At 59.8% G+C, this 19,981-nt stretch carries 19 protein-coding genes and 1 pseudogene; 13 read left to right on the top strand and 7 right to left on the bottom strand.

Annotated elements, in window-relative coordinates; all coding sequences use genetic code 11:
* Positions 1–362: 362 nt before the first annotated feature.
* The 7 genes and pseudogenes from GJ699_RS32455 (at position 363) to GJ699_RS32425 (ending at position 9,026) form a co-directional block, all read left to right on the top strand.
* Entirely contained in the window at positions 363–662 is a 300-nt protein-coding gene (locus tag GJ699_RS32455; RefSeq protein WP_229262407.1) for a DUF4148 domain-containing protein, read from the top strand.
* 62 nt (positions 663–724) lie between these two features.
* The gene (locus GJ699_RS32450) at positions 725–1,810 is read left to right on the top strand and encodes a thioredoxin family protein (protein WP_154383563.1); all 1,086 of its coding nucleotides are present in this window, start codon (positions 725–727) and stop codon (positions 1,808–1,810) included.
* Positions 1,811–1,912: 102 nt separating this feature from the next.
* On the top strand, positions 1,913–2,611 hold the full coding sequence (locus tag GJ699_RS32445) for a response regulator (RefSeq protein ID WP_154383562.1): 699 nt from the start codon (positions 1,913–1,915) through the stop codon (positions 2,609–2,611).
* Complete coding sequence (locus tag GJ699_RS32440; protein ID WP_154383561.1) at positions 2,611–4,470, top strand: sensor histidine kinase; 1,860 nt, start codon at positions 2,611–2,613, stop codon at positions 4,468–4,470. The genes GJ699_RS32445 and GJ699_RS32440 overlap by 1 nt, the downstream gene beginning before the upstream one ends.
* A 56-nt stretch (positions 4,471–4,526) precedes the next feature.
* Positions 4,527–6,722 (top strand): OsmC domain/YcaO domain-containing protein, encoded by a 2,196-nt coding sequence (locus tag GJ699_RS32435; protein ID WP_154383560.1) that lies wholly within the window; start codon positions 4,527–4,529, stop codon positions 6,720–6,722.
* Positions 6,723–6,902: 180 nt separating this feature from the next.
* Positions 6,903–7,654 (top strand): annotated as a pseudogene (locus GJ699_RS32430) (transposase family protein).
* 184 nt (positions 7,655–7,838) lie between these two features.
* Positions 7,839–9,026, top strand: a complete 1,188-nt coding sequence (locus GJ699_RS32425) for a hypothetical protein (protein ID WP_154383559.1) — start codon at positions 7,839–7,841, stop codon at positions 9,024–9,026.
* Between the two features lie 204 nt (positions 9,027–9,230).
* On the opposite strand, the gene GJ699_RS32420 is transcribed toward GJ699_RS32425, so the two are convergent.
* The 5 genes from GJ699_RS32420 to GJ699_RS32400 form a co-directional block, all read right to left on the bottom strand.
* On the bottom strand, positions 9,231–10,217 hold the full coding sequence (locus tag GJ699_RS32420; RefSeq protein ID WP_154383558.1) for a hypothetical protein: 987 nt from the start codon (positions 10,215–10,217) through the stop codon (positions 9,231–9,233).
* A complete protein-coding gene (locus GJ699_RS32415) occupies positions 10,214–10,732 on the bottom strand; it encodes a (2Fe-2S)-binding protein (protein WP_154383557.1) in 519 nt (172 codons plus the stop codon). Before GJ699_RS32415 ends, GJ699_RS32420 begins: the two co-directional genes overlap by 4 nt.
* Complete coding sequence (locus tag GJ699_RS32410; protein WP_154383556.1) at positions 10,729–13,362, bottom strand: xanthine dehydrogenase family protein molybdopterin-binding subunit; 2,634 nt, start codon at positions 13,360–13,362, stop codon at positions 10,729–10,731. The genes GJ699_RS32415 and GJ699_RS32410 overlap by 4 nt, the downstream gene beginning before the upstream one ends.
* Positions 13,363–13,449: 87 nt before the next feature.
* Complete coding sequence (locus tag GJ699_RS32405) at positions 13,450–13,761, bottom strand: YkgJ family cysteine cluster protein (protein ID WP_154383555.1); 312 nt, start codon at positions 13,759–13,761, stop codon at positions 13,450–13,452.
* 46 nt (positions 13,762–13,807) lie between these two features.
* Positions 13,808–14,845, bottom strand: a complete 1,038-nt coding sequence (locus GJ699_RS32400) for an FUSC family protein (RefSeq protein WP_195763704.1) — start codon at positions 14,843–14,845, stop codon at positions 13,808–13,810.
* A gap of 106 nt (positions 14,846–14,951) precedes the next feature.
* On the opposite strand from GJ699_RS32400, the gene GJ699_RS32395 reads away from it, so the two are divergent.
* From GJ699_RS32395 to GJ699_RS32375, 5 genes are all read left to right on the top strand, one after another.
* Complete coding sequence (locus tag GJ699_RS32395; protein WP_154383553.1) at positions 14,952–15,839, top strand: LysR family transcriptional regulator; 888 nt, start codon at positions 14,952–14,954, stop codon at positions 15,837–15,839.
* A gap of 19 nt (positions 15,840–15,858) precedes the next feature.
* Positions 15,859–17,115, top strand: coding sequence for an aminotransferase class V-fold PLP-dependent enzyme (locus GJ699_RS32390; protein ID WP_154383552.1), 1,257 nt, complete (start codon positions 15,859–15,861; stop codon positions 17,113–17,115).
* Positions 17,116–17,214: 99 nt separating this feature from the next.
* A complete protein-coding gene (locus GJ699_RS32385) occupies positions 17,215–17,508 on the top strand; it encodes a hypothetical protein (RefSeq protein ID WP_154383551.1) in 294 nt (97 codons plus the stop codon).
* Positions 17,495–17,851, top strand: a complete 357-nt coding sequence (locus GJ699_RS32380) for a hypothetical protein (protein ID WP_154383550.1) — start codon at positions 17,495–17,497, stop codon at positions 17,849–17,851. Before GJ699_RS32385 ends, GJ699_RS32380 begins: the two co-directional genes overlap by 14 nt.
* 65 nt (positions 17,852–17,916) lie before the next feature.
* Positions 17,917–18,612 (top strand): hypothetical protein, encoded by a 696-nt coding sequence (locus tag GJ699_RS32375; RefSeq protein ID WP_154383549.1) that lies wholly within the window; start codon positions 17,917–17,919, stop codon positions 18,610–18,612.
* On the opposite strand, the gene GJ699_RS32370 is transcribed toward GJ699_RS32375, so the two are convergent.
* The gene (locus GJ699_RS32370; RefSeq protein ID WP_154383548.1) at positions 18,609–18,794 is read right to left on the bottom strand and encodes a hypothetical protein; all 186 of its coding nucleotides are present in this window, start codon (positions 18,792–18,794) and stop codon (positions 18,609–18,611) included. The genes GJ699_RS32375 and GJ699_RS32370 overlap by 4 nt on opposite strands.
* A 40-nt stretch (positions 18,795–18,834) precedes the next feature.
* Positions 18,835–19,326, bottom strand: coding sequence for a response regulator (locus GJ699_RS32365; protein WP_229262406.1), 492 nt, complete (start codon positions 19,324–19,326; stop codon positions 18,835–18,837).
* Between the two features lie 101 nt (positions 19,327–19,427).
* Between GJ699_RS32365 and msrA the strand changes: the two genes are divergently transcribed.
* A complete protein-coding gene (msrA, locus tag GJ699_RS32360) occupies positions 19,428–19,928 on the top strand; it encodes a peptide-methionine (S)-S-oxide reductase MsrA (protein ID WP_154383547.1) in 501 nt (166 codons plus the stop codon).
* Positions 19,929–19,981: the final 53 nt, after the last annotated feature.

Here is a 19,981-nt window from a genome sequence, read left to right as displayed (position 1 = left end):
AGCAATGCCACGTCGATCACTCCGATCTCCTGCCGAAAAGACAGGGGGAATTGTGCTACTAACGTGGGTCAGATTCCGTTGCAAATTCGTGGGAAAGGTGGGTCAGATTTCAGTGCAACTTAACAGCGAGGGGACAAAATTGTCCCAAGTCCATCTAAATGTCGAAAGCACTGATGTTCGCTAACTTGAAGGACTGCGAGGGAGTGCGGGTCTGAATCTTCCTTAGACATTGGATGACATTGGCCAGGTCTGCGCAAGTACCTCGAAACAATATGTAAAAATCTCTTGCGATTGAATCGGATGCGCTGTAATATTCGTTCATCGGGCAACAACGCCCAGCCAACCATCGAAAGGAACACATCATGAAAAACCTCACCATCGCCCTGTCCATCGCCGCTGCCGTGTTTGCTTCGTCCGCCGTGTCGGCGCAGGAGAGTGCGGAATACTCGGGTTACACCGGTTTCGTCTCGACCAAGACCCGCGCTCAAGTCCAGGAAGAACTGCACCTGGCCCAGCAGCGCGGCGAGATTCGCGACGGCGAACAGTACTCTGAATTCAAGGTCGATGCAGCCCCCGCCAAGACCCGCGCGGAAGTCAAAGCTGAACTGGCCGCTTACCGCAAAACCCATGCGGAAGTGTCGGATGACGTCGCCGCGCTTTGATTTAAACAGTATTTATAAATCGCATACGCTTTAATCGTATTGTATAAAACGGGAGCTTAACCATGTATACCTTCAGCAAACAACGCAGCTTTACGATGCTCGCCGGCGCGGTACTGGCCGCCGTACTTACTACGGCCGGTCCCGGCGCCATGGCTGCGGATGCTGCGCAGTTCCGCAGTAGTCTGCCGGTGGAAGGCAAGGCTCCCGGTTTTGACGGTGCGACTACCTGGCTCAACTCGGCGCCGCTGTCGCCGCAGCAGTTGCGCGGCAAGGTGGTGCTGGTCGATTTCTGGACCTACTCGTGCATCAACTGCATCCGCACGGTGCCGTATATCCGGGCCTGGGCGGCGAAGTATCGCGATCAGGGATTGGTGGTGGTGGGTGTGCATACGCCGGAGTTCAAGTTTGAGGAGGATCTGGTCAACATCAATGCCGCAGTGGGCCGATTTCACATTGACTATCCGGTTGCGGTCGACAGTAATCAGCGGATCTGGTCGAACTGGGGCAATCGCTATTGGCCTGCGATTTACCTGACCGATGCCAATGGCAAGGTGCGCTATCACCAGTTTGGCGAGGGCGATTATGCGATGACGGAGCGGGCGATTCAGTCGCTGCTGGCGGAGGCGCGTGGCGCTGCGGTGGATAGCTCGCTGGTCAATCCAACCGCGAACGATGAGCAGAAGGCGCCGGATCTGGCCAGTCTGCAATCGGGCGAAACCTATGTCGGCTACAGCCAGGCTAGCAATTTCCATTCGACCAGCAGGGTACGTGAGGATCGCTCACAAAACTATGCGGTGGACAAGCTGGCGCTGAATCAGTGGGGCCTGTCGGGTCAGTGGACGGTGGGGGCGGAAAGTGGCGTGGTGGATGCGCCCGGCGCCGGTCTGGCCTACCAGTTCAGCGCGCGCGATTTGCATCTGGTGGCGGGGCCGGGCAAGGCTGGTGGCAAGATCCGCATCAAGGTCACGATCGACGGTCAGGCGCCAGGTGCCGATCACGGTGCGGATACCGATGCCGATGGCAATGGCGTGATCGATGCCACCCGCCTGTATCAGCTGGCGCGCCAGAGCGGCAAGGTGATGCAGCGACGCTTTGAGGTGCGTTTCCTCGACAAGGGTGCGGAAGCGTTTGCGTTCACTTTCGGCTGATTCTGGCGCAAGTGTGCGGGGGAAGTGGATTGATGTTTGCAAGGAAATAGTCATGGTACACTGACAAATTACCGAGTCTTGCCATACCGTCCATCTTTCCTAATGCAGACATCCACCGCCAATCCGCTCATTCGTGTTGTCCTCGTCGAGGATGATGTCGATTTTCAGCAAACGCTGAAGCAGATGATCGCGGCCGCGCCGGACATGGAGTTGCTGACGGTCGCCAGCACGCGCGAGCAGGGCATGCGCGCGCTGAATACGCTGACCATGGATGTGCTGCTGGTCGATCTGGGCTTGCCCGACGGCTCGGGCATCGATGTCATCCGCGCCGCGCATCGCAAGTGGCCGGAGTGCGGCATCATGGTGTGCACGGTGTTTGGCGATGAGCTGCATGTGATGCAGTCGCTGGAAGCCGGCGCCACCGGTTATCTGCTGAAGGACAGTCCGGCCCACAGCATGGTGGGCGAGATCCGCAGCCTGCATCAGGGCGGCAGCCCGATCAGTCCGATGATCGCGCGTCAGGTGTTGATGCGTTTCCGCGAGCAGCAACCGGCGCCGGCACCAGCACTGGAGCCGATGCGGCAGGAGACGGCGCGGCCGTTGCTGTCGGCGCGCGAGCTGGAGGTGCTGGAGCTGATCACCAAGGGCTTCACGTCGGAGGAAATCGCGGAGCTGATTCAGGTGTCGCGCCACACGGTGCACAGCTTCGTGCGCCGTATCTATAAAAAGCTGCAGGTCAATTCCAAGGCCGAGGCGATCTACGAGGCCAGGAGCCAGGGCTTGCTCGGTGGGGTGAGGTGATGCGCTGGTTGCTGCTGCTCTGCTTCATCTGCTGGCTGGCGCCGGCGCAAGCGGAGCAGCCGGTGCACATCACCAAGGCCGAGCTGTTGACCATCCCCGGCCACCGCTATTCGCCGCCGCCGTATGAGGCGGACGACACCAAGCTGCAGGGCCAGTGGCAAGCGGTGACATTGCCGCATGCGCTGATCCGCCAGCTGACGCCGCTGACCGATCCGGAGCAACTGGCCAATCCGCCAACGGTGGTGACCTGGTACCGGATGCAGGTGCCGGTCTTGCCGGCGGTTGGCGAACCACGCTATCTCTATATCCCACGCTGGAAGACCGACGGCCAGATCGCCGTGTATGGCGACCGCCGCCTGCTGTACCAGTCGCACCAGAGCATCAACTGGAATGGCTGGAATATCCCGCTGTGGATCGCGCTGGACGCCACCGCCGGCGCGACGCCGCCGCGCACCATCCTGTTGCGCATCGAACGCCCGGCCGGCTCCGGCGGTGGCATCTCGACGCTGTGGGTCGGCACCGACGACAGCCTGAACTGGCGCTACCGCATCCGTAATCTGGTGCAGGTGCAATTGCCGTATGCCAGTAGCTCGGCCTTCCTGGCGGTGGGATTGTTTTCCTTCTTCGTCTGGCTGCGGTTGCGCAGCGAGTCGATCTATCTGCTGTTCTTTGCGATTTCGGTGGCGTCGTTCTTGCGCACCTTGCACTATCACGTCGGCGAAACCCGGCTGCCGATCAGCGACGAGTGGTTCAGCTGGATCACCATCAACGCCACCTTCGCGCTGGTGCTGGCGACGCAGTTCTTCCTGAATTATCTGCACCGGCGCCCGCTGCGCTGGCTTAACTACACGGTGGTGGCGTACACAGTGCTGATCGGCATCCTGACCTTGCCGTGGCTGTCGTTCCTGATCGATGCGTATTCGCTGGCGCCACTGGCGTATCTGGCGCTGATGTTCGTGGGCGTGACGGTGACCGGCGTCGGCGTCGTGCTGTGCTGGAAGGCCGGCTCGCGCGAGGGCTTGATGCTGAGCGGCTGGGGCATCACCGGCATGCTGCTGGCGCTGTACGACTGGCTGCTGCAGAACAATTACGTCGACATCGAAAGCATTTATCTGGGGCCGTTCAACAATATCGGCGCCTTCCTGATTTTCATGTACATTATTTACCAGCGCTTTGTGGACGCCAACGCCAGTCTGCAGCGCCGCCTGAAGCAGCGCGAGGATGAGCTGGAAATAACGCATCGCCGCCTGCGCGAAATCGCGCTGATGCAGCAGCTGCACGAGGAGCGCATGCGGCTGACGCAGGATATGCACGATGGCATGGGCTCATCGCTGGTGACGGCCTTGCTGGCGGTGGAGCGTGGTAATGCCGATGCGGGCATGGTGGCCGATGTGCTCAAGCACTGCATCGACGATCTGAAGCTGACCATCGATTCGATGGAGCCGATTGAGGCCGACCTGCTGCTGTTGCTGGCCAATCTGCGTTACCGGCTGGGGCCGAGACTGGAAAGTGCCGGCATCCGTTTGCGCTGGGAGGTGGCGGATGTGCCGATGATGGAGTGGATCGATCCGCGCAATTCGCTGCACATCCTGCGTATTTTGCAGGAGGCGTTCACCAACATCGTCAAGCATGCGGCGGCGAGCGAGATCCGCGTTGCCACCGCTGTCGAAGGGGAGACCGTGGTGGTCATCATCGACGACAACGGCAAGGGATTTTCGGTGGCGGCCGGTGTGGAGAATGAGGGCAAGGGCTTGCGTAACCAGCGGCGGCGGGCGGCGTCGATCGGCGCCGAGGTGACGGTGGAGCCGGGCGACCATGGCGGCACCCGGCTGGTGTTGCGCCTGCCGGTGGCGAGGTGAGTGTGTTAAACTTCTAACCCTTTGATTTTTAAGCACTTGTAAAGCCGGTCACTCCCATGGAAATTAAGGTTAACTTTCTCGATAAGCTGCGTCTCGAAGCCAAGTTCGACGACTTCACGGTCATAGCCGACCAGCCTATCCGCTACAAGGGCGATGGCTCGGCGCCAGGTCCGTTCGATTACTTCCTGGCCTCGTCGGCCTTGTGCGCGGCGTACTTCGTCAAGCTGTACTGCAATACGCGCAACATCCCGACCGAGAACATCCGTCTCTCGCAGAACAATATTGTCGATCCGGAAAATCGCTACAAGCAGATTTTCAAGATCCAGGTTGAGCTGCCGGAAGATATCTCCGAGAAGGACCGGCTGGGCATTCTGCGTTCGATCGACCGCTGCACGGTGAAGAAGGTGGTGCAGGAAGGCCCGGACTTCATCATTGAGGAAGTGGCGAATCTGGACGAGGACGCGCAAGCGCTGCTGACCGTGGGCGCGGCTGCCGACAGCAGCACCTACATTCCCGGCAAAGACCTGCCGCTGGAGCAGACCATCGCCAACATGACGGCGGTGCTGGCCAACCTGGGCATCAAGATTGAAATCGCGTCGTGGCGCAACATCGTGCCCAACGTGTGGTCGCTGCACATTCGCGACGCGCATTCGCCGATGTGCTTCACCAACGGCAAGGGCGCGACCAAGGAAAGCGCGCTGGCCTCGGCGCTGGGCGAGTACATCGAGCGCATCAGCAACAACCACTTCTACGCCGGTTCGTACTGGGGCGAAGAGATTGCCAATGCCGAGTTTGTCCACTATCCGAACGAGCGCTGGTTCAAGCCGGGCAAGAAAGGCGCGTTGCCGAAAGAGATACTGGATGAGTACAGCCTGCAGATCTACAACCCGGATGGCGAGCTGCGCGGTTCGCATCTGATCGACACCAACTCCGGCAATGTGGAGCGCGGCATTTGCTCGCTGCCGTTCACGCGACAGTCGGATGGCGCGACGGTGTATTTCCCGTCCAACCTGATCGAGAACCTGTACGCCAGCAACGGCATGAGCGCCGGTAACACGCTGGTGGAAGCGCAGGTGCAATGTCTGTCGGAGATTTTCGAGCGCGCCGTCAAACGCGAAATCCTCGAAGGTGAAATCGCTCTGCCAGATGTGCCTGCCGATGTGCTGGCCAAGTATCCCGGCATCGTGGCCGGCATCAAAGGACTGGAAGAGCAGGGCTTCCCGGTGCTGGTGAAAGATGCGTCGCTGGGCGGCGTCTATCCGGTGATGTGCGTGACCTTGATGAACCCGCGCACCGGCGGCGTGTTCGCCTCGTTTGGTGCGCATCCGAGCCTGGAGGTGGCGCTGGAACGCAGCCTGACCGAGCTGATGCAGGGCCGCAGCTTTGAAGGCTTGAACGATCTGCCGCGTCCGACCTTCGCCAGCGAAGCCGTGACCGAGCCGTATAACTTTGTCGAGCACTTCATCGATTCCAGCGGCGTGGTGTCGTGGCGCTTCTTCAGCGCCAAGGCCGATTACGACTTTGTCGAATGGGACTTCTCGGGCCAGGGCGCCGACTCCAACGCCGACGAAGCCGCAACGCTGTTCGGCATTCTGGAAGAGATGGGCAAGGAAGCCTACACCGCCGTGTACGACCAGCTGGGTGCGGTCGCCTGCCGCATTCTGGTGCCGGGCTATTCGGAAGTGTATCCGGTGGAAGACCTGGTCTGGGACAACACCAACAAATCGCTGCTGTTCCGCGAAGACATCCTGAACCTGCACCGCCTCGACGACGACGCGCTGGAAGCCTTGCTCGACCGTCTGGAGAACAACGAGCTGGACGAGTACGGCGACATCGCCTCGCTGATCGGCATCGAATTCGACGAGAACACCGAGTGGGGCCAGCTGACCGTGCTGGAGCTGAAACTGCTGATCAACCTGGCGCTGGAGCAGTTTGAAGACGCGCACGAACTGGTGGGCGCCTTCCTGCAGTACAACGACAACACGCTGGATCGCACGCTGTTCTACCAGGCGATGAACGCGGTGCTGGAAGTGGTGCTGGATGACGAGATGGAGCTGGAGGACTACGAAGTCAACTTCCGCCGCATGTTCGGCAATCCGCGCATGGATGCGGTGCTGGGTTCTGTCGACGGCAGCGTCCGCTTCCACGGCCTGACCCCGACCAGCACCAAGCTGGAAGGCCTGGACCGCCACGCCCGCCTGCTCGACAGCTACCGCAAACTCCACGCCGCCCGCGCCAAGGCGGCGGGCTAAGTGTTTAGTTCCGTGCGATCATATTCCTCGTCGCAGCGGGCCTTTGTTTGGCGCTGAGGCTATGCTGGACGAGTTGATCGCGGACGTGGTGCCACGATCGTCAAGCCACCGCAAAATCGTCCGGGAATTATCGGGAGCATGAGTACGCGCATCCATCCGTAAGCCCGCGCCACCCCGAAGATACGCTAGGAAATTAAAGATACCGGACTGTCCGACCGCAAAGCGGTCAAGGTATTCAACATCACGCCCGCCACTACGGCGAAGTGGCTCAAGCGCGACGACGTCCAAGACCGTTCCCATCGCGCCAACACCTTGCATACAACCTTGAGCGCCGACCAGGAAGTCATTGTGCTATCGCTGCGCTAAACGCTGTATTTGCCGTTTGACGATCTACTTTACATCACGCGGCAATACATCAATGCAGACGTCTCACGCTCAGGCTTGGCCCGCTTGCTCAAGCGCGAAGGGATGGCCGGTCTGGCAGACGTCATCCCGTTGCGGAGGGCGAGAAGATCTAGGCCCAAAAGACCTTCAAGGACTACCAGCCAGGCTTTGTGCACATCGACATCAAGTACCTGCTGCAGATGCCCGATGAGACTTCTCGTGGCTATTTATTCGTGGCCATAGATCGCGCCACGCGCTGGGTCTTCCTGGACATCTATCAGGACATGAGCGATATCAGCAGCATCGATTTCCTGGGCCGCCTCGAAGAGGCTTCGCCCATTAAAATCAGCGAGATCCTGACCGACAATGGCGGCATGGTCGAGCGCTTCAATGGCCATATCATCGAGCTCCTTCAGCAAATCCGCTTCAGTAGCCAGGCTGGCTTGGAGAAGACGCTCCACCACTACCTTAAGTTATACAACCATCACATACCGCAGTGCGCAATAGGCTCAAAGACACCTATCCAAGCCCTCAAAGAATGGCAGTAGCGGGAGCCTGATCTATTTGTAAAACGCGTTTTGGACTCAATTTGGTATCGCCGGACAGCGCGACGCGATGATTGCATAACAGAAGGCTAGGTAACACTAATTTACGTAACGTCAGTGACACTACACAAACACTCAGGGAGGGAATAATGTGACTCGATTTAGGGCGTGAACCAGGGGCGAGTGAATGAAACATGCAGATAGAAGCAGACCTGTTGGTGAGCGGGTTACAAGGGCGGCTACAAATGAGTTGGAAAAAAAGCAGGTCGGGGTACGATTCCCCGATAACCGGCTGGCAATGCTCGCCCAGAGAAAATTGAAAGAAGTGATGCATGACAGTCCTCTTGCTAGGAAAATGACACATCTTCAAGATATTGCCAGTGAACGAAACAACAGTATAGGGTTAACTCAGCTATCGCGAAAGGATTCTACTAAGAAATCTGTGGTGCAGGCGAAATGGATCGATAATGATGGTCCTTTTCTCATTTGGGATAAGATGGAAAATGATGTTCAGTGGTATTTTATTAAAGATACCGGCGAAATGTTCTATTCTCGACTTGGGGTGGTATCAGAAAAGAAGTCCCGGGAAGAATGGGTAGATGAGTATGGTAGCGACCCACTTAAAGGTGAGGATGCTACAGTGATTCCATTGCAGAATTTAATTACCTATGATGCTGAATATTTACCGCCTGCCAAGATATGCACGTATTGCAAAATTGGATTTAGCCTAGATTTAGCACAGCAAAAATGTGAAGTTGGTAGCGCTGATAGCTATAAGAAAAGTCACCGATTTGTAAAAAATCCGAACTTGAACATGCGGTCAAAGAGTAAGCCTACTACAGAAGAAATTGAAAAAAGGAAAGCCGAAAAAGTTCGTCCAGTAAAAAATAATTTAGTTGATGAAGTTTCATCTCAGTCATCAACAAGCAATTATGGAATAACACCGAACAAGCTTATTCCTTTGGGATGTGAGTATACGCAGGAAAATACAAAACTATTAGTAAAATATTGCAAACTTTCGCATCTTCTTGAAAAGCAGTTTGGCAATAGAATTGGTGATACAGGCTTCCGAAAGCAGGCAGGCGTATTTTTAGTGAAATTGTCTCATTTCTGCGATGGGTTGCTTATTGCAATAAAGGCTGCAATCAGTGATAACCCTGAGGAAGGTCTGTTTCGTAATAAGGATAAAGATTATATCGAGAAACAGCTCTCCTTTATTAAAAGATACGTCTCTCGACTCGCTAAGCTTCCGGGAACAGTAGATTTTCAGAGCTGCGACTCTGCTGTGATTGATTTGGAGCAGCAATATCAGAGGGCATTATTTGTCGAACAATCTCCAATTCGTGAGGGTTCAACGGATGAGGATGATTTTTAGGGATTAGTAATCGAACCGGCGAAGCTGATGTGCCTGGCTGTCCAGTGCTGTCTCTTCGTCGGCCACGTGGTGCATGACGTTGCGTATCAGCTTTTGCAGCAGTTGCTTATGGCGGACGTCGTTGGGGCTGGGAGAGTCGTCATATCCGCCATCGCTAGCCGTACGCGTGGGAGCATGCACTGACGATGTTGGAGTGTGCACCACCTATTTGCTGGATTTGACGATGGGTTTGATGGTGCAGATCGGGTTCTTGGGATCGTCGCAGCAGGTCATGATTTTTTGTAGCGATTCCTGGTTGGCCTTGTTCCAGAACGCCTGCGTTTGCGCGTTATTCACCGGCATCCAGTGGCTCAGCGGATAGCTGCGCGCCAGCGCGTTGCCATCCTTGGGCGCGGTCTGTCCGGTCGCCATCGGCACGAACTGCGAGCAACTGGCCTGGTCGCCGATGCGGTGGCAGCCGACGCAGGTGTTATCCCGCGTGCTGATGCTGTTCGAATGCCACTTGGCGAAGTCCTTGCCGACGTTGCTGTACGGGCCGAGCGGATCGGTCGGCACCTTGTGCCACACTTGGCCCAGCCACGGGCTGTACATGAACGGATCCGCATCGTGGCAGGCGCCGCAGCTCTTCTGCGCCGTGCGTCCCGGCGTCCACCAGAATTCTTTGGCCGACACGCGCTTGGGCGGCGGCGTCCTTTCATTCGGCGGCGGCACGCGCGAGGCGTTGAAGCCGGTCTTCTGGCCCGTTTTGCCTTCGGCGTGGAACCAGCAGGTTTTGCCGGTGGCGGCGTTGTGGGCGACGATATCCACTTCGTCGAAGTACGGGCTTTTCGGATCGCGCAGCTGTTCGCGGCGGCAGAAGGCGGAGATCTGCACTTTGTCGCGCGAGAAGTTGAGGATGCGGGAATATGGCGTGCACTGGCCAAAACTCTGTGCGCCATACCGCAGCAGCGCCGGCCGGTCGCAGGTCATGCCCGGCTTGTATTCGGAATAGGCCGGCTCCTTGCCGTTGACGGTGATCGGCACCACGGTGCCGTCGGTGCAGTCAAAGGCTGGTATCTGGCCGATCATGTCGGTGCATTGGTCGGCATATTCGTGCAGGCTCTGTGTCGGCACTTTGGGTACTTTCGGCGCCGCCGCTTGCGCGGCGCCAGCCACCAACAACAGCGCGGAAATCCAGGCGATGAGCTTCATGCGTAGTCCTCGCAGTAGGGCAGGGCGACCTGGCGGATCGCTTCCATGTAGCGCACGTAGCCGGTGCAGCGGCACAGATTCCCACCTACCCATTCCTCCATCACGCCATCGAGCTGCGATTGCTGGGTGGGCGAATTTTTCAGATGCGCCAGCATCGCCGTCGCCGCCATCAGGAAGCCGGGCGCGCAGTAGCCGCACTGGAAGGAGAAGTTCTCCAGGAAGGCTTGCTGCAACGGCGCCAGCGCTTCTTCGCTGCCCAGGCTTTCGACGGTGTAGACGCGCATATCCTTGCAGGCGCTGACCGGCGTCGAACAGGCCAGCGTCTTTTCCAGCAGCGCGTTTTTTTCGTTGCGGGTGGTGACGGTGCAGGCGCGGCACACGCCGATACCGCAGCTGAATTTGGTGCCGGTGAGGTTGTGCCGTTCGTGCAGATAATCGATCAGCGGCATGTCGCCATCGGCCGCATCGGCCTTGACCGGACGGTCGTTGACATGGAAGTGGATGGTCTCGCTCATTTCAACGACTCCAGAATACGTTGCGGGGTGACGGGGGTAGCGGTGTAGCGTTGGCCGTGAGTGGCCATAGACAACGCGTTAAGAATGGATGGTCCGATCGGACACATGACCGCTTCAGCGATGCCGCGCGCGGTGGTCTCGCCCGGCGCCGGCGGCAGTATCACCAGCTCCTGCTGCGGAATGTCGGTCGAGCGCGCGATATTGTATTTGTCGAGGTTCCAGGTGCCGTTGCCCGGACCGGTGGCGTCGTTAGGACAGTGCTCCAGCAGCACGTTCCCAAGCGCCATCGCGATCGCGCCCTGCGATTGGCCGGACACCATCTGCGGACAATGCAGCACGCCGGCGCACAGCACCGACACCACCGACTCCACTTTCACTTCGCCGGTTTTCGGATTGACGCTGGTGGCCACCAACGAGCCGCAAGGCGCATAAGTGGTGCGGCCGAAGCGCGAGTTGATCGCCGGTGGATTATTCAACTGGCTGCGCGCGATGGTCTCCAGCGTATCGACCGTGGTGCCCATGGCGATGTAATCCAGCGGTAGCGTGGCGGCACCGCTGCGGAACGCATATTCGGCGGTGGCGAAAGCGCCGACATAGCTGGCGTGCACCACCGCCACCATCGGCAGCTTCATGCGCCTGGCCTGCTTGATGATGGCGGTCCAGGGCAGTGTCGGCAAACCATCCGCGTGCAGGCGGTTGCCTTTCCAACGAAGCGCGGCGGCCGGCGCATCCTTGCCCCAAAGCGCGCGCGCCGCAGGCAGCAGGCTTTGCAGCACCAGCGCCAAACCAGCCTGTTCGACCACGTGGTACTGATAGAACGCGCCCAGGCAGGCGCTGGATGAACCGGCGCTCTTCAGCACATAGTTCGACGGCGTTGGCGTCTTGGGCGAGGTGGTGAGTTTCAGGCCGTCGAACAGATTGGTCTCGCCCATGTTGATGCTGTTGGCGTTACGACCCAGGAACGAGGCCGGCGCCAGTCCTAATGCGGTGGCGGCCCCATTGCCCATGTCGACATACGGCGTGTAGACGGTGATGTGGCCATTCTCCTCAATCTCCACCGCACCGAACATGCCGTCGCCCGAAGTGCCATAGGCTTCGTTGGACATGGCGAAGCCCACGCCATACAGCATGCCGTCGCGCTGGCGCGCCTGCTGCACTTCCAAGCGTTGCTGCCACAGCGGATGCTGCTCCAGCCGCGTCAGGATCTGTTCCAGCTGCAGATCCTGCAGAATCGGTGCGCCGGTCACCGTGGCGCCGCGACCTTTGCCCAGCAGGTTCTTGCGGCGCAGCATGAAGGGATCGATCTTCAGCGTCTGCGCAGCTTCGTCCAGCAGCGTTTCGATCGCCATGAAGGCTTGCGGCCCGCCGAAGCCGCGCTGCGAGCCGCCCAGCAGTTGCGGGGTCTGGATCGCACTGGCCTTGGCGATGGCGCGCGGGATGTTATAGCAGCTCATGGAGCTCAGCGCCGCCAGCTGCGCCACGAAGGGGCTGAGGTTTTTCTGATCGCCGCCATTCATGGTGAAGCTGCAGGAAATGGCCTGGATCATGCCGTCCTTGTCCACCGCCAGCGTTTCGTTGAATTGCGTCTCGCAGCGTTTGAGGCCGACCTGGAATTGTTCGAAGCGGCTTTGCGCCCAGCGCAGCGGCTTGGCGGAGAACGGCGCGGCCATGCACAGGTACATCGTGAAGTAGGATTGATCGCGCCCGCCGAAGCCGCCGCCGGGATAGCACGACACGATGTCGATGTCGCACACCTTGAAGTCGCTGTGGGCAAAGATGCCGGCGGCGTCGAGTGCATCGCCCATTGGCGACTGCGTGCCCAGCACCAGATTCAATTGCTTGGCGCCGGCCTCGTACCACGCCAGGCCGGCCTCCGGCTCCATGAAGACCGGATCGATGGTCTGGGTGTAGAAGTCGCGCGAGAAGGTCGGCCAAGTGGGCAGCTGCGCCGTGATCTGGCTGGCCACCGCCTCCTGGCGCGCATTGTAATCGGCGCTGTAGACGTAGTTGAACTGCTGCGCATCGTCGCGCACGTAGTTGAAACTGGGCGTGTACACCGACTGTTTCGGCGTGGTCGGCGCGCCGTACTGGATCACGTCCGGATTGAATTGCAGGATCTTGACCGCGCGGCGGTAGACCTCAAAGCTGGGGAAGATCAGCATCACCACCGGCTGGCCGAAGAAATCGGCCGGCTTGCCGAGCGTGGTGAGGAAAGGATTGCTCATATTGGTGGCGATGGTCATGCCATGCGCCGCCAGCGCGGCGGCGTCGACCCGCGCCACCGGCTGCAGTTCGGCCGGCAGCATGCTGAGGTCATAGCCGTTGACCACCTGGTCGTAACGGTCGCAGCGCACCGCGTACAGGAAGTATTCGCCGTCCTGCGGCCAGTCCTTGAAGTCGCGTGCCTTGAAGTCGCGGGCGTAGAGTTTTTGGCCCAGCACCTTGGGCATGCCGTCGATGCGCCAGCGCGCCTTGCCCGGCTCCGGCGCCCAATCCGGCATGTCGGTCAGGCGCGGCCGCGAGGAGTTGGCCGCGATCGCACTGAGGCTGGTGACCGACAGGCTGACCGTCGCCCCGCTGGCCAGAACTTTGAGGAAGGTACGACGGTTGACGCCTGGGGAGATATCCATGTCTCTCAGTTCACTTAGGAAAAAGGAATTGTGAACTGATTATAAATAGATTGCCAGCAGGAAAGCTATGGCGGTGTGGCGCGGCAACTACGCTGGCAGCTGCAAACCCGCCAATTCGCGCGCCCGCAGGCAACGTTCGTCGCCGGCCTGGACTTCACGGCAGGTGGAGGAGCGGGAAGGATAGATGGCGCAGCTGACCGCGTCACCGACCTCGCCGCACAGCGCCACGCAACGCACCGGCGTTTGCAGCGTGCCTTTCATCGCCACGTGGTGAGGCGAAATCGGCGTGACCAGTTCCTGCGGCACGGTGCCGGCGGGATGCAATGTGGTCTCGCTCCAATAAAAGCTGACGCGGAACACCGCGCAACAGGCACCACAGGACTGGCAATCGAAATTCATGTAGGGCCATGGAATACGATGGAGCCCCCATTCTATGCCAACCAGTTTATTTGCGTAGTTTGTCCGTCAGTGGCCACAAGGTCAGGGTGGCGGCGATGGCGATGGCGCTGCCGAGCAGGTTGTTTTCCAGCCGCGCCCACACATAGCTGTAGTCGATGGCGGGCATGGCGAAGTCGGTCACCAGCACGAACGACGGCGTCAGGAAGGCGACGAACACGCTGTAGCCCACCGGGCGCAGTGCCATGGTCAGTGCGATCAGCGGGAACACGGCCAGTGCGATCGCCAGCGGCGTTTGCGCCAGACCGCTCACCACCACCGCGATCAAGGTACCGATCGCGGTGCCGACGGCGCGCTCGATGCTGCGTGGCCAGGTGCTGGACATCGACGGCTGCAGAATCAGCAGCACCGCCATGGTGGCCCAGTAACCGTAAGGCAGTTGCAGCATATGCACCAGCAGATAGGCGGTGGTGGTGGCGATGCCGAGCCGCAGCGCGAAGTGCACGCCGTCGCTGGACAGGGAAGCGTGCTCGCGCAGCGTGTGCAGCGACTGGCGCAGCGTGTCGCCAGCGGCCTGGCGCAAGCTGGTGGCGTGGCGCACCGGTGCCGCTGGACGCAAGCGCCACACGGCCATGCTCAGCGCGGTGGCGAACAGGCAGCCCACCAGATACAGGAACAGATAAACGCTGCTGCCGCCGTTGGCGCTCAGCGGATGGTCCACCATCACCACGCAGGCGGTGGCGGCAAGGATCGCCACCTGATATGGTTTGCTGCCCCAGATGCGGGTAAGGCCGGCCAGCGTGACGAAGCACAGCACCGCCAGCGCGCCGCTGGCGGTGCCCAGGCTGGCGGCCCAGGTGCTGATGCCACCGGCCAGCGTCGACAGCACGGAAAACGACAGCATGGACGCCAGCCGGCTGCGCGGCGTGTCGCGCGCGGTGGCCAGCGAGGTCCAGAAGGCGCCGATGGCGGCCCACGAGAAATCGGGTGCCTGCAGCACGCAGCCCACCAGCAGCATCAGGGCGGAGGCCGAAGCGGCGCGCATCCCGTCAAACAGGTCGGCTTTGTTGGCAGCGGTGGAAAGCATGGATTTGAGCATGAGTACAGCTTAAAAGTTAGCCGCCCATGAATCCAATATTTCGTGATAGTCTCTTCAAGACGAAAAAGATATCAATCAGAGGGGAAGGATACCGATGGAATTTCGCCAATTGCGCTATTTTCTGGCCGTGGCAGAGCATTTGCACTTCACCATTGCGGCCGAGCGGATGGGGATCGCGCAGCCGCCATTGAGCCAGCAGATCATGAAGCTGGAGCGCGAGATCGGCGCCAAGCTGTTTCTGCGCCATCCGCGCCGGGTCGAGCTGACCGAGGCCGGCGTCATCTTCCGCGAGCACGCGCAGCGCGTGCTGGACGACGCCAACGACGCGCTGGAGCAGGTCAAGATGGCGGCGCGCGGCGCCAGCGGCAATCTGTCGATCGGCTTTGCCGGTTCCACCGTGTTTCATCCGACCGTGGCGCGCGTGCTGCGCCAGTTCCGCGAGGATTATCCGGGCGTGAAGATCCGCACCGAGGAAAGCAACGCCGCCGCGCTGGTCGGCAAGCTGGCCGACGGCCAGGTCGATTGCGCCATGATCCGTTTGCCGCTGGACTGCGGCGACGCCATCGTCACGCCGCTAGTGCAGGAGAAGATGATCGCAGTGCTGCCGAGCGGCCACGCGCTGGGCCGGCGCCGCAGCATCGATCTGAAACAGCTGGCCGGCGATCCGTTTATTCTGTATCCGCGCGCTATCGGGCCGGAGCTGTATGACGCGATTATCAGCGCCTGCCGCGCGGCTGGCTTTTCGCCCACCATTGGCATGGAGTCGCCGCAGATATCGTCCGGCGTGAACATGGCGGCGGCGGGGTTTGGTGTGGCCATCGTGCCGGAGTCGATCGGCCAGTTCCGCGCCGAGGGCGTAACCTACCAGAACATCAGCAACAAGGATCTGGGCACGGCAATTGCACTGATTACGCGGCCGCGCGAGAAGTCGGTGACGGTGAAGAATTTCATGGAGATGGTCAGGCAGTTTTATCGGCGCTAAATTAGCGGGAGGAGTGTCTATGCGTGAGTTTCAAGCGGGGCGGCGCAGGTTGATGGGCGCGGTGGCGGGTGTGACGGCGCTGTCGGCGCCGGGTGTGGTGGCGGCGGCTTCGGTGGACGAGGGCGAGCGCTATGCGCAGCTGTATGACATCGCCGGCGATTTCGTCAATCTGGAGAATGCCTACTACGGCATCATGGCGCGGCCGGTGGTGGAGGACTTCAAGCGCAATATCGATTATCTGAACCGTTATAGTTCGCTGCATCTGCGCCGCGAGTTCGACGGCGCCGGCATGGAGCGCTTGCGTGCGCTGCTGGCGGCGCATACCGGCGTGCCGGCCGACGAGCTGGCGATCACGCGCGGCGCCACCGAGTCGCTGCAGAACCTGATCTGCAATTACCGCCTGCTGCGCAAGGGCGACACCATCATGTACGCCAATCTGGATTACGACGCTATGCAGTATGCGATGAACGATCTGGCGCGGCGTCACGATGTGAAGGTGGCGCTGGTGCAGATCCCGGAGCCGGTCAACCGTCAGCTGGCGATCGATGTGTATGAGAAGGCGCTGCGCGCGCATCCGCGTACTCGCTTGCTGCTGCTCACGCACGTCAACCATCGCACCGGCTTTGTGCTGCCGGTGGTGGAGATCGTCAAGCTGGCCAAGGCACGCGGGGTGGATGTGATTGTGGATGTGGCGCAGTCGTGGGGGCAGCTGGATTACAAGTTGCCGGATCTGGGCGCGGATTTTGTCGGCGCCAATTTGCACAAGTGGGTCGGCGCGCCTTTAGGTACGGGCTTTCTGCATATCCGCAAGGAGCGGCTGGCGGATATCGGTATCGAGCGCGGCGACGAGGATTACGCGGCGGACGATATCCGCTCGCGCGTGCATTCGGGGACGGTGAATGCGGCGGCCTTGATGACGATACCGGCGGCGCTCAAGCTGCACGATGACATCGGGCTTGCCAATCGTGGTCGGCGGCTGCGCGAGTTGCGCGACTATTGGGTGCAGCGTGTGCGCGGGCGCGATAACATCCAGATCCTGACGCCGGACGAAGCGGGCAGTTATGGCGCGGTGACCTCGTTCCGTTTGCGCGGCCACACCAGCTTCGACGCCAACAAAGCGCTGGTGCAGCGGCTGATGGAGCAGTACCGCATCTTCACCGTGGCCCGCAAAGGTCCGGTCGGCGGCGCCTGCATCCGCGTCACCCCCGGCCTGTTCACCCGCACCAGCGACCTCGACCAACTGGTCCAGGCCCTCACCGAACTCTCCACCGCCTGAGCAGGATCATGTAAGCGTCCGATGAATCTCGGTAGGCTGAAGTATCTCTTCCGTCTACCGAGGTGCAGACATGAGCGTAAAGGAACTTAGCAGGTTCCGTTGTTGGCAGAACTTTTTCGCCTGCATCACATTGCACATGCTGCTTCCATTACTGCCGCTGTTGCTGGAATGGTGGTTTGCAGGCGACGTGGCCTCCAAGTCCGCTGCTTTAACAGCTGCTCTGTACACGATGGCGATTTCGTTGTCGTCGCGGCATGTCGTCTTTCCGGTGCGGCTATTGCCTTCTTTTTAGTGGCGCATATCATTGAGCGATTCTTTCGCCACGTGCGTAATGAGGAAGAGTTTTTTGAGTTTCTGAAGGATTCCAAAGGAGGCGCTCATGCAGATACTTAGTGTGCTAATGATGATGAGTCTGATCGTAGGTGCCTTGGGCGTGGTTTGGACTTGTTACGATCTTTACAGGAAGCTTGCAATGCGCAGTGCATTGGTGCGCAGCCTCGCGACGGATCCTGAATTCGTTCACGATGCCCCGCACGTATGGGAGTGCGATTGGCGCGATCAATGTGATGATGAGCGATTCAAGCGACTGCGTGCCATCATTCGCAATCATATTCAGTTGCTGCACTTGCCTTGGCCCGCTGACGTGTTGTGGCCTTTGGATCAGCCTCATTTGATGAATCGCTATCGTTACGTGCGCAGTCTGGTGCGGGAGGTCGAGCAACATTTGTCTCATTGATGCGTGCGCGGCCTTATTGGTGGATGAGGTAAATTATCATTTTTACATCATAATGGGATCTGCCTATGAACCGTCACGCCACTGCCGCAGCCATGCTGCTGGCTGCGCTGCTTGTTGCTTGCCACAAGAAGGAGAAGACCGAGGACGTCGCCGGCGCGGCTGCGACCACGCCGCCACCCGCCACCGTGCCAGCGCCAGCGTCGGCGCCGGCCGCGACCCCGGTGGAGCCGACCCCGGAACAGGCGGAGCTGGCTAAGAAGAAGGCGCTGCTCGATTACGCCACCATGGAAGACAAATACATCAACGATACGCGCGCGCAGTGGGCCACGGAAGCCAAGGCCAGCTCGGTGTTCGGCGGCGATTTCTCCAACAAGAAGCCGAGCTCGCCCAATATGCCGGATCTGGCCACAGGCCCCGCCGATGGCCGCGAATGGACTAACAATGAAACGGACAAGGGCTTCGACTGGCTGGAACTGGGCTTCGCCAAACCGGTCAACGCCACCGAGGTGCGGGTGGTGATCCCGAGCGGCCAGGGCCTGGAGGCCGTTACCAAAGTCGAATTGCAGGATACCGACGGCAAGTGGAACACGGTGTGGGATGGTATCAACGCCGACAAGCGCGATGCGCGCGGCAACCGCACCTGGCTGGTGCGCACTTTCGACAAGACCGCGTACAAGGCCAAGGGCGTCAAGCTGACCTGGGCCAACAACCTCAAGCACGACTACAAGGTGGTGGACGCGGTGCAGTTGATTGGCGACTAGCGCAAATCGGCGGCGCGGCGCTTGTCCGGCTCGCTCAGCACGCGGGCGATGACCGGCAGCGGCACGCCCGCTTCTTCCATGAACAGGGCCGCCGCCGCGCGGCCATCCTTTTCCAGCAAAGCAAGGCCGGCGTTGACGGTGAGCGCCTTGGCGCGATCCGGCCGGGTACGTCTCTCGATCATGATGTCACCTCCATGACCAGAGACGGTATCACAAAAGCAATCAGGATGCGCTGGCGACGCACGCCTCGCTGCGCTTGGCCAGCGCGTTGCGCACCGCCGTCAGGATGCGTTCCAGGTTGGCCGGCTTGATGACATGCTCGTCGAAACCGGTGGAAATCACGCGCTGGCGGGTGACCACGTCGCCCCAGGCGGTGAAGGCGATCAGCGCCACCTGGTCGAAATCGGGTACGGCGCGCAGCGCGGCGGCCACCTGGTAGCCGTCCATGCCGGGCATGCCGAGGTCGAGCAGAATGGCGTGCGGCTGGAATTCGCGTGCGGCGTCCAGGCCGGTCATGCCGCTGTAGGCGACGGCTGTTTGATAGCCATGCAAATCCAGCAACTCGGCGGAAATGTCGGCCGCCTCGCTGTTGTCGTCGACGACTAGAATACGTTGGTTGGTTTGGGTCTGGTCCATGATAGTGAACGAAAAGGGAAAGACGTTCGGCTGGGTCCAGGCCGGGGAGGCGGTGTGCGGCAGGTAGGGGGCGCGCAAGCTTGCTCAATGTCAATTATAGTTGGGTTTTGGCGTTTCGCTTGAAGAAATCTGTAGCTGTCACCAAATTGTGTACAGAACATTGTGTAAAGGAAATGAATATGACGACGACGGAAAAGGCCATCCTGGCCGGTGGGTGTTTCTGGGGCATGCAGGATTTGATCCGCAAGATCCCCGGCGTGCAAGCGACCCGGGTCGGTTACAGCGGTGGTGATGTTGATAATGCAACTTATCGCAACCATGGCAGCCATGCCGAAGCGATTGAAATCGTGTTCGATCCGGCGGTGCTGAGCTACCGCAAGATTCTGGAATTCTTCTTCCAGATTCATGATCCGACCACCCGCAACCGCCAGGGCAACGACATCGGTACCAGTTATCGTTCCGCTATCTTTTACGTCGACGAGCAACAGAAGGCGACGGCCGAGGACACCATCGCCGACGTCAACGCGTCGGGCTTGTGGCCGGGCAAAGTGGCGACCGAACTGGCCCCCGTCGGCCCGTTCTGGGAGGCGGAACCGGAGCATCAGGATTATCTGGAACGCATTCCCAACGGCTACACCTGCCATTACATTCGCCCGGACTGGGTTTTGCCCAAGCGTTAAATCTGCTTTATAAACAGCGATTTACAAAGCGGAAGGTAATCGGAAGGTAAGTT

The sequence above is a fragment of the Duganella guangzhouensis genome (assembly GCF_009674535.1).
Lineage (GTDB): Bacteria > Pseudomonadota > Gammaproteobacteria > Burkholderiales > Burkholderiaceae_D > Rugamonas > Rugamonas guangzhouensis.
The sequence above is the reverse complement of the archived record's forward strand: the minus strand, read 5'-3'. Positions and strand labels throughout refer to the sequence as shown.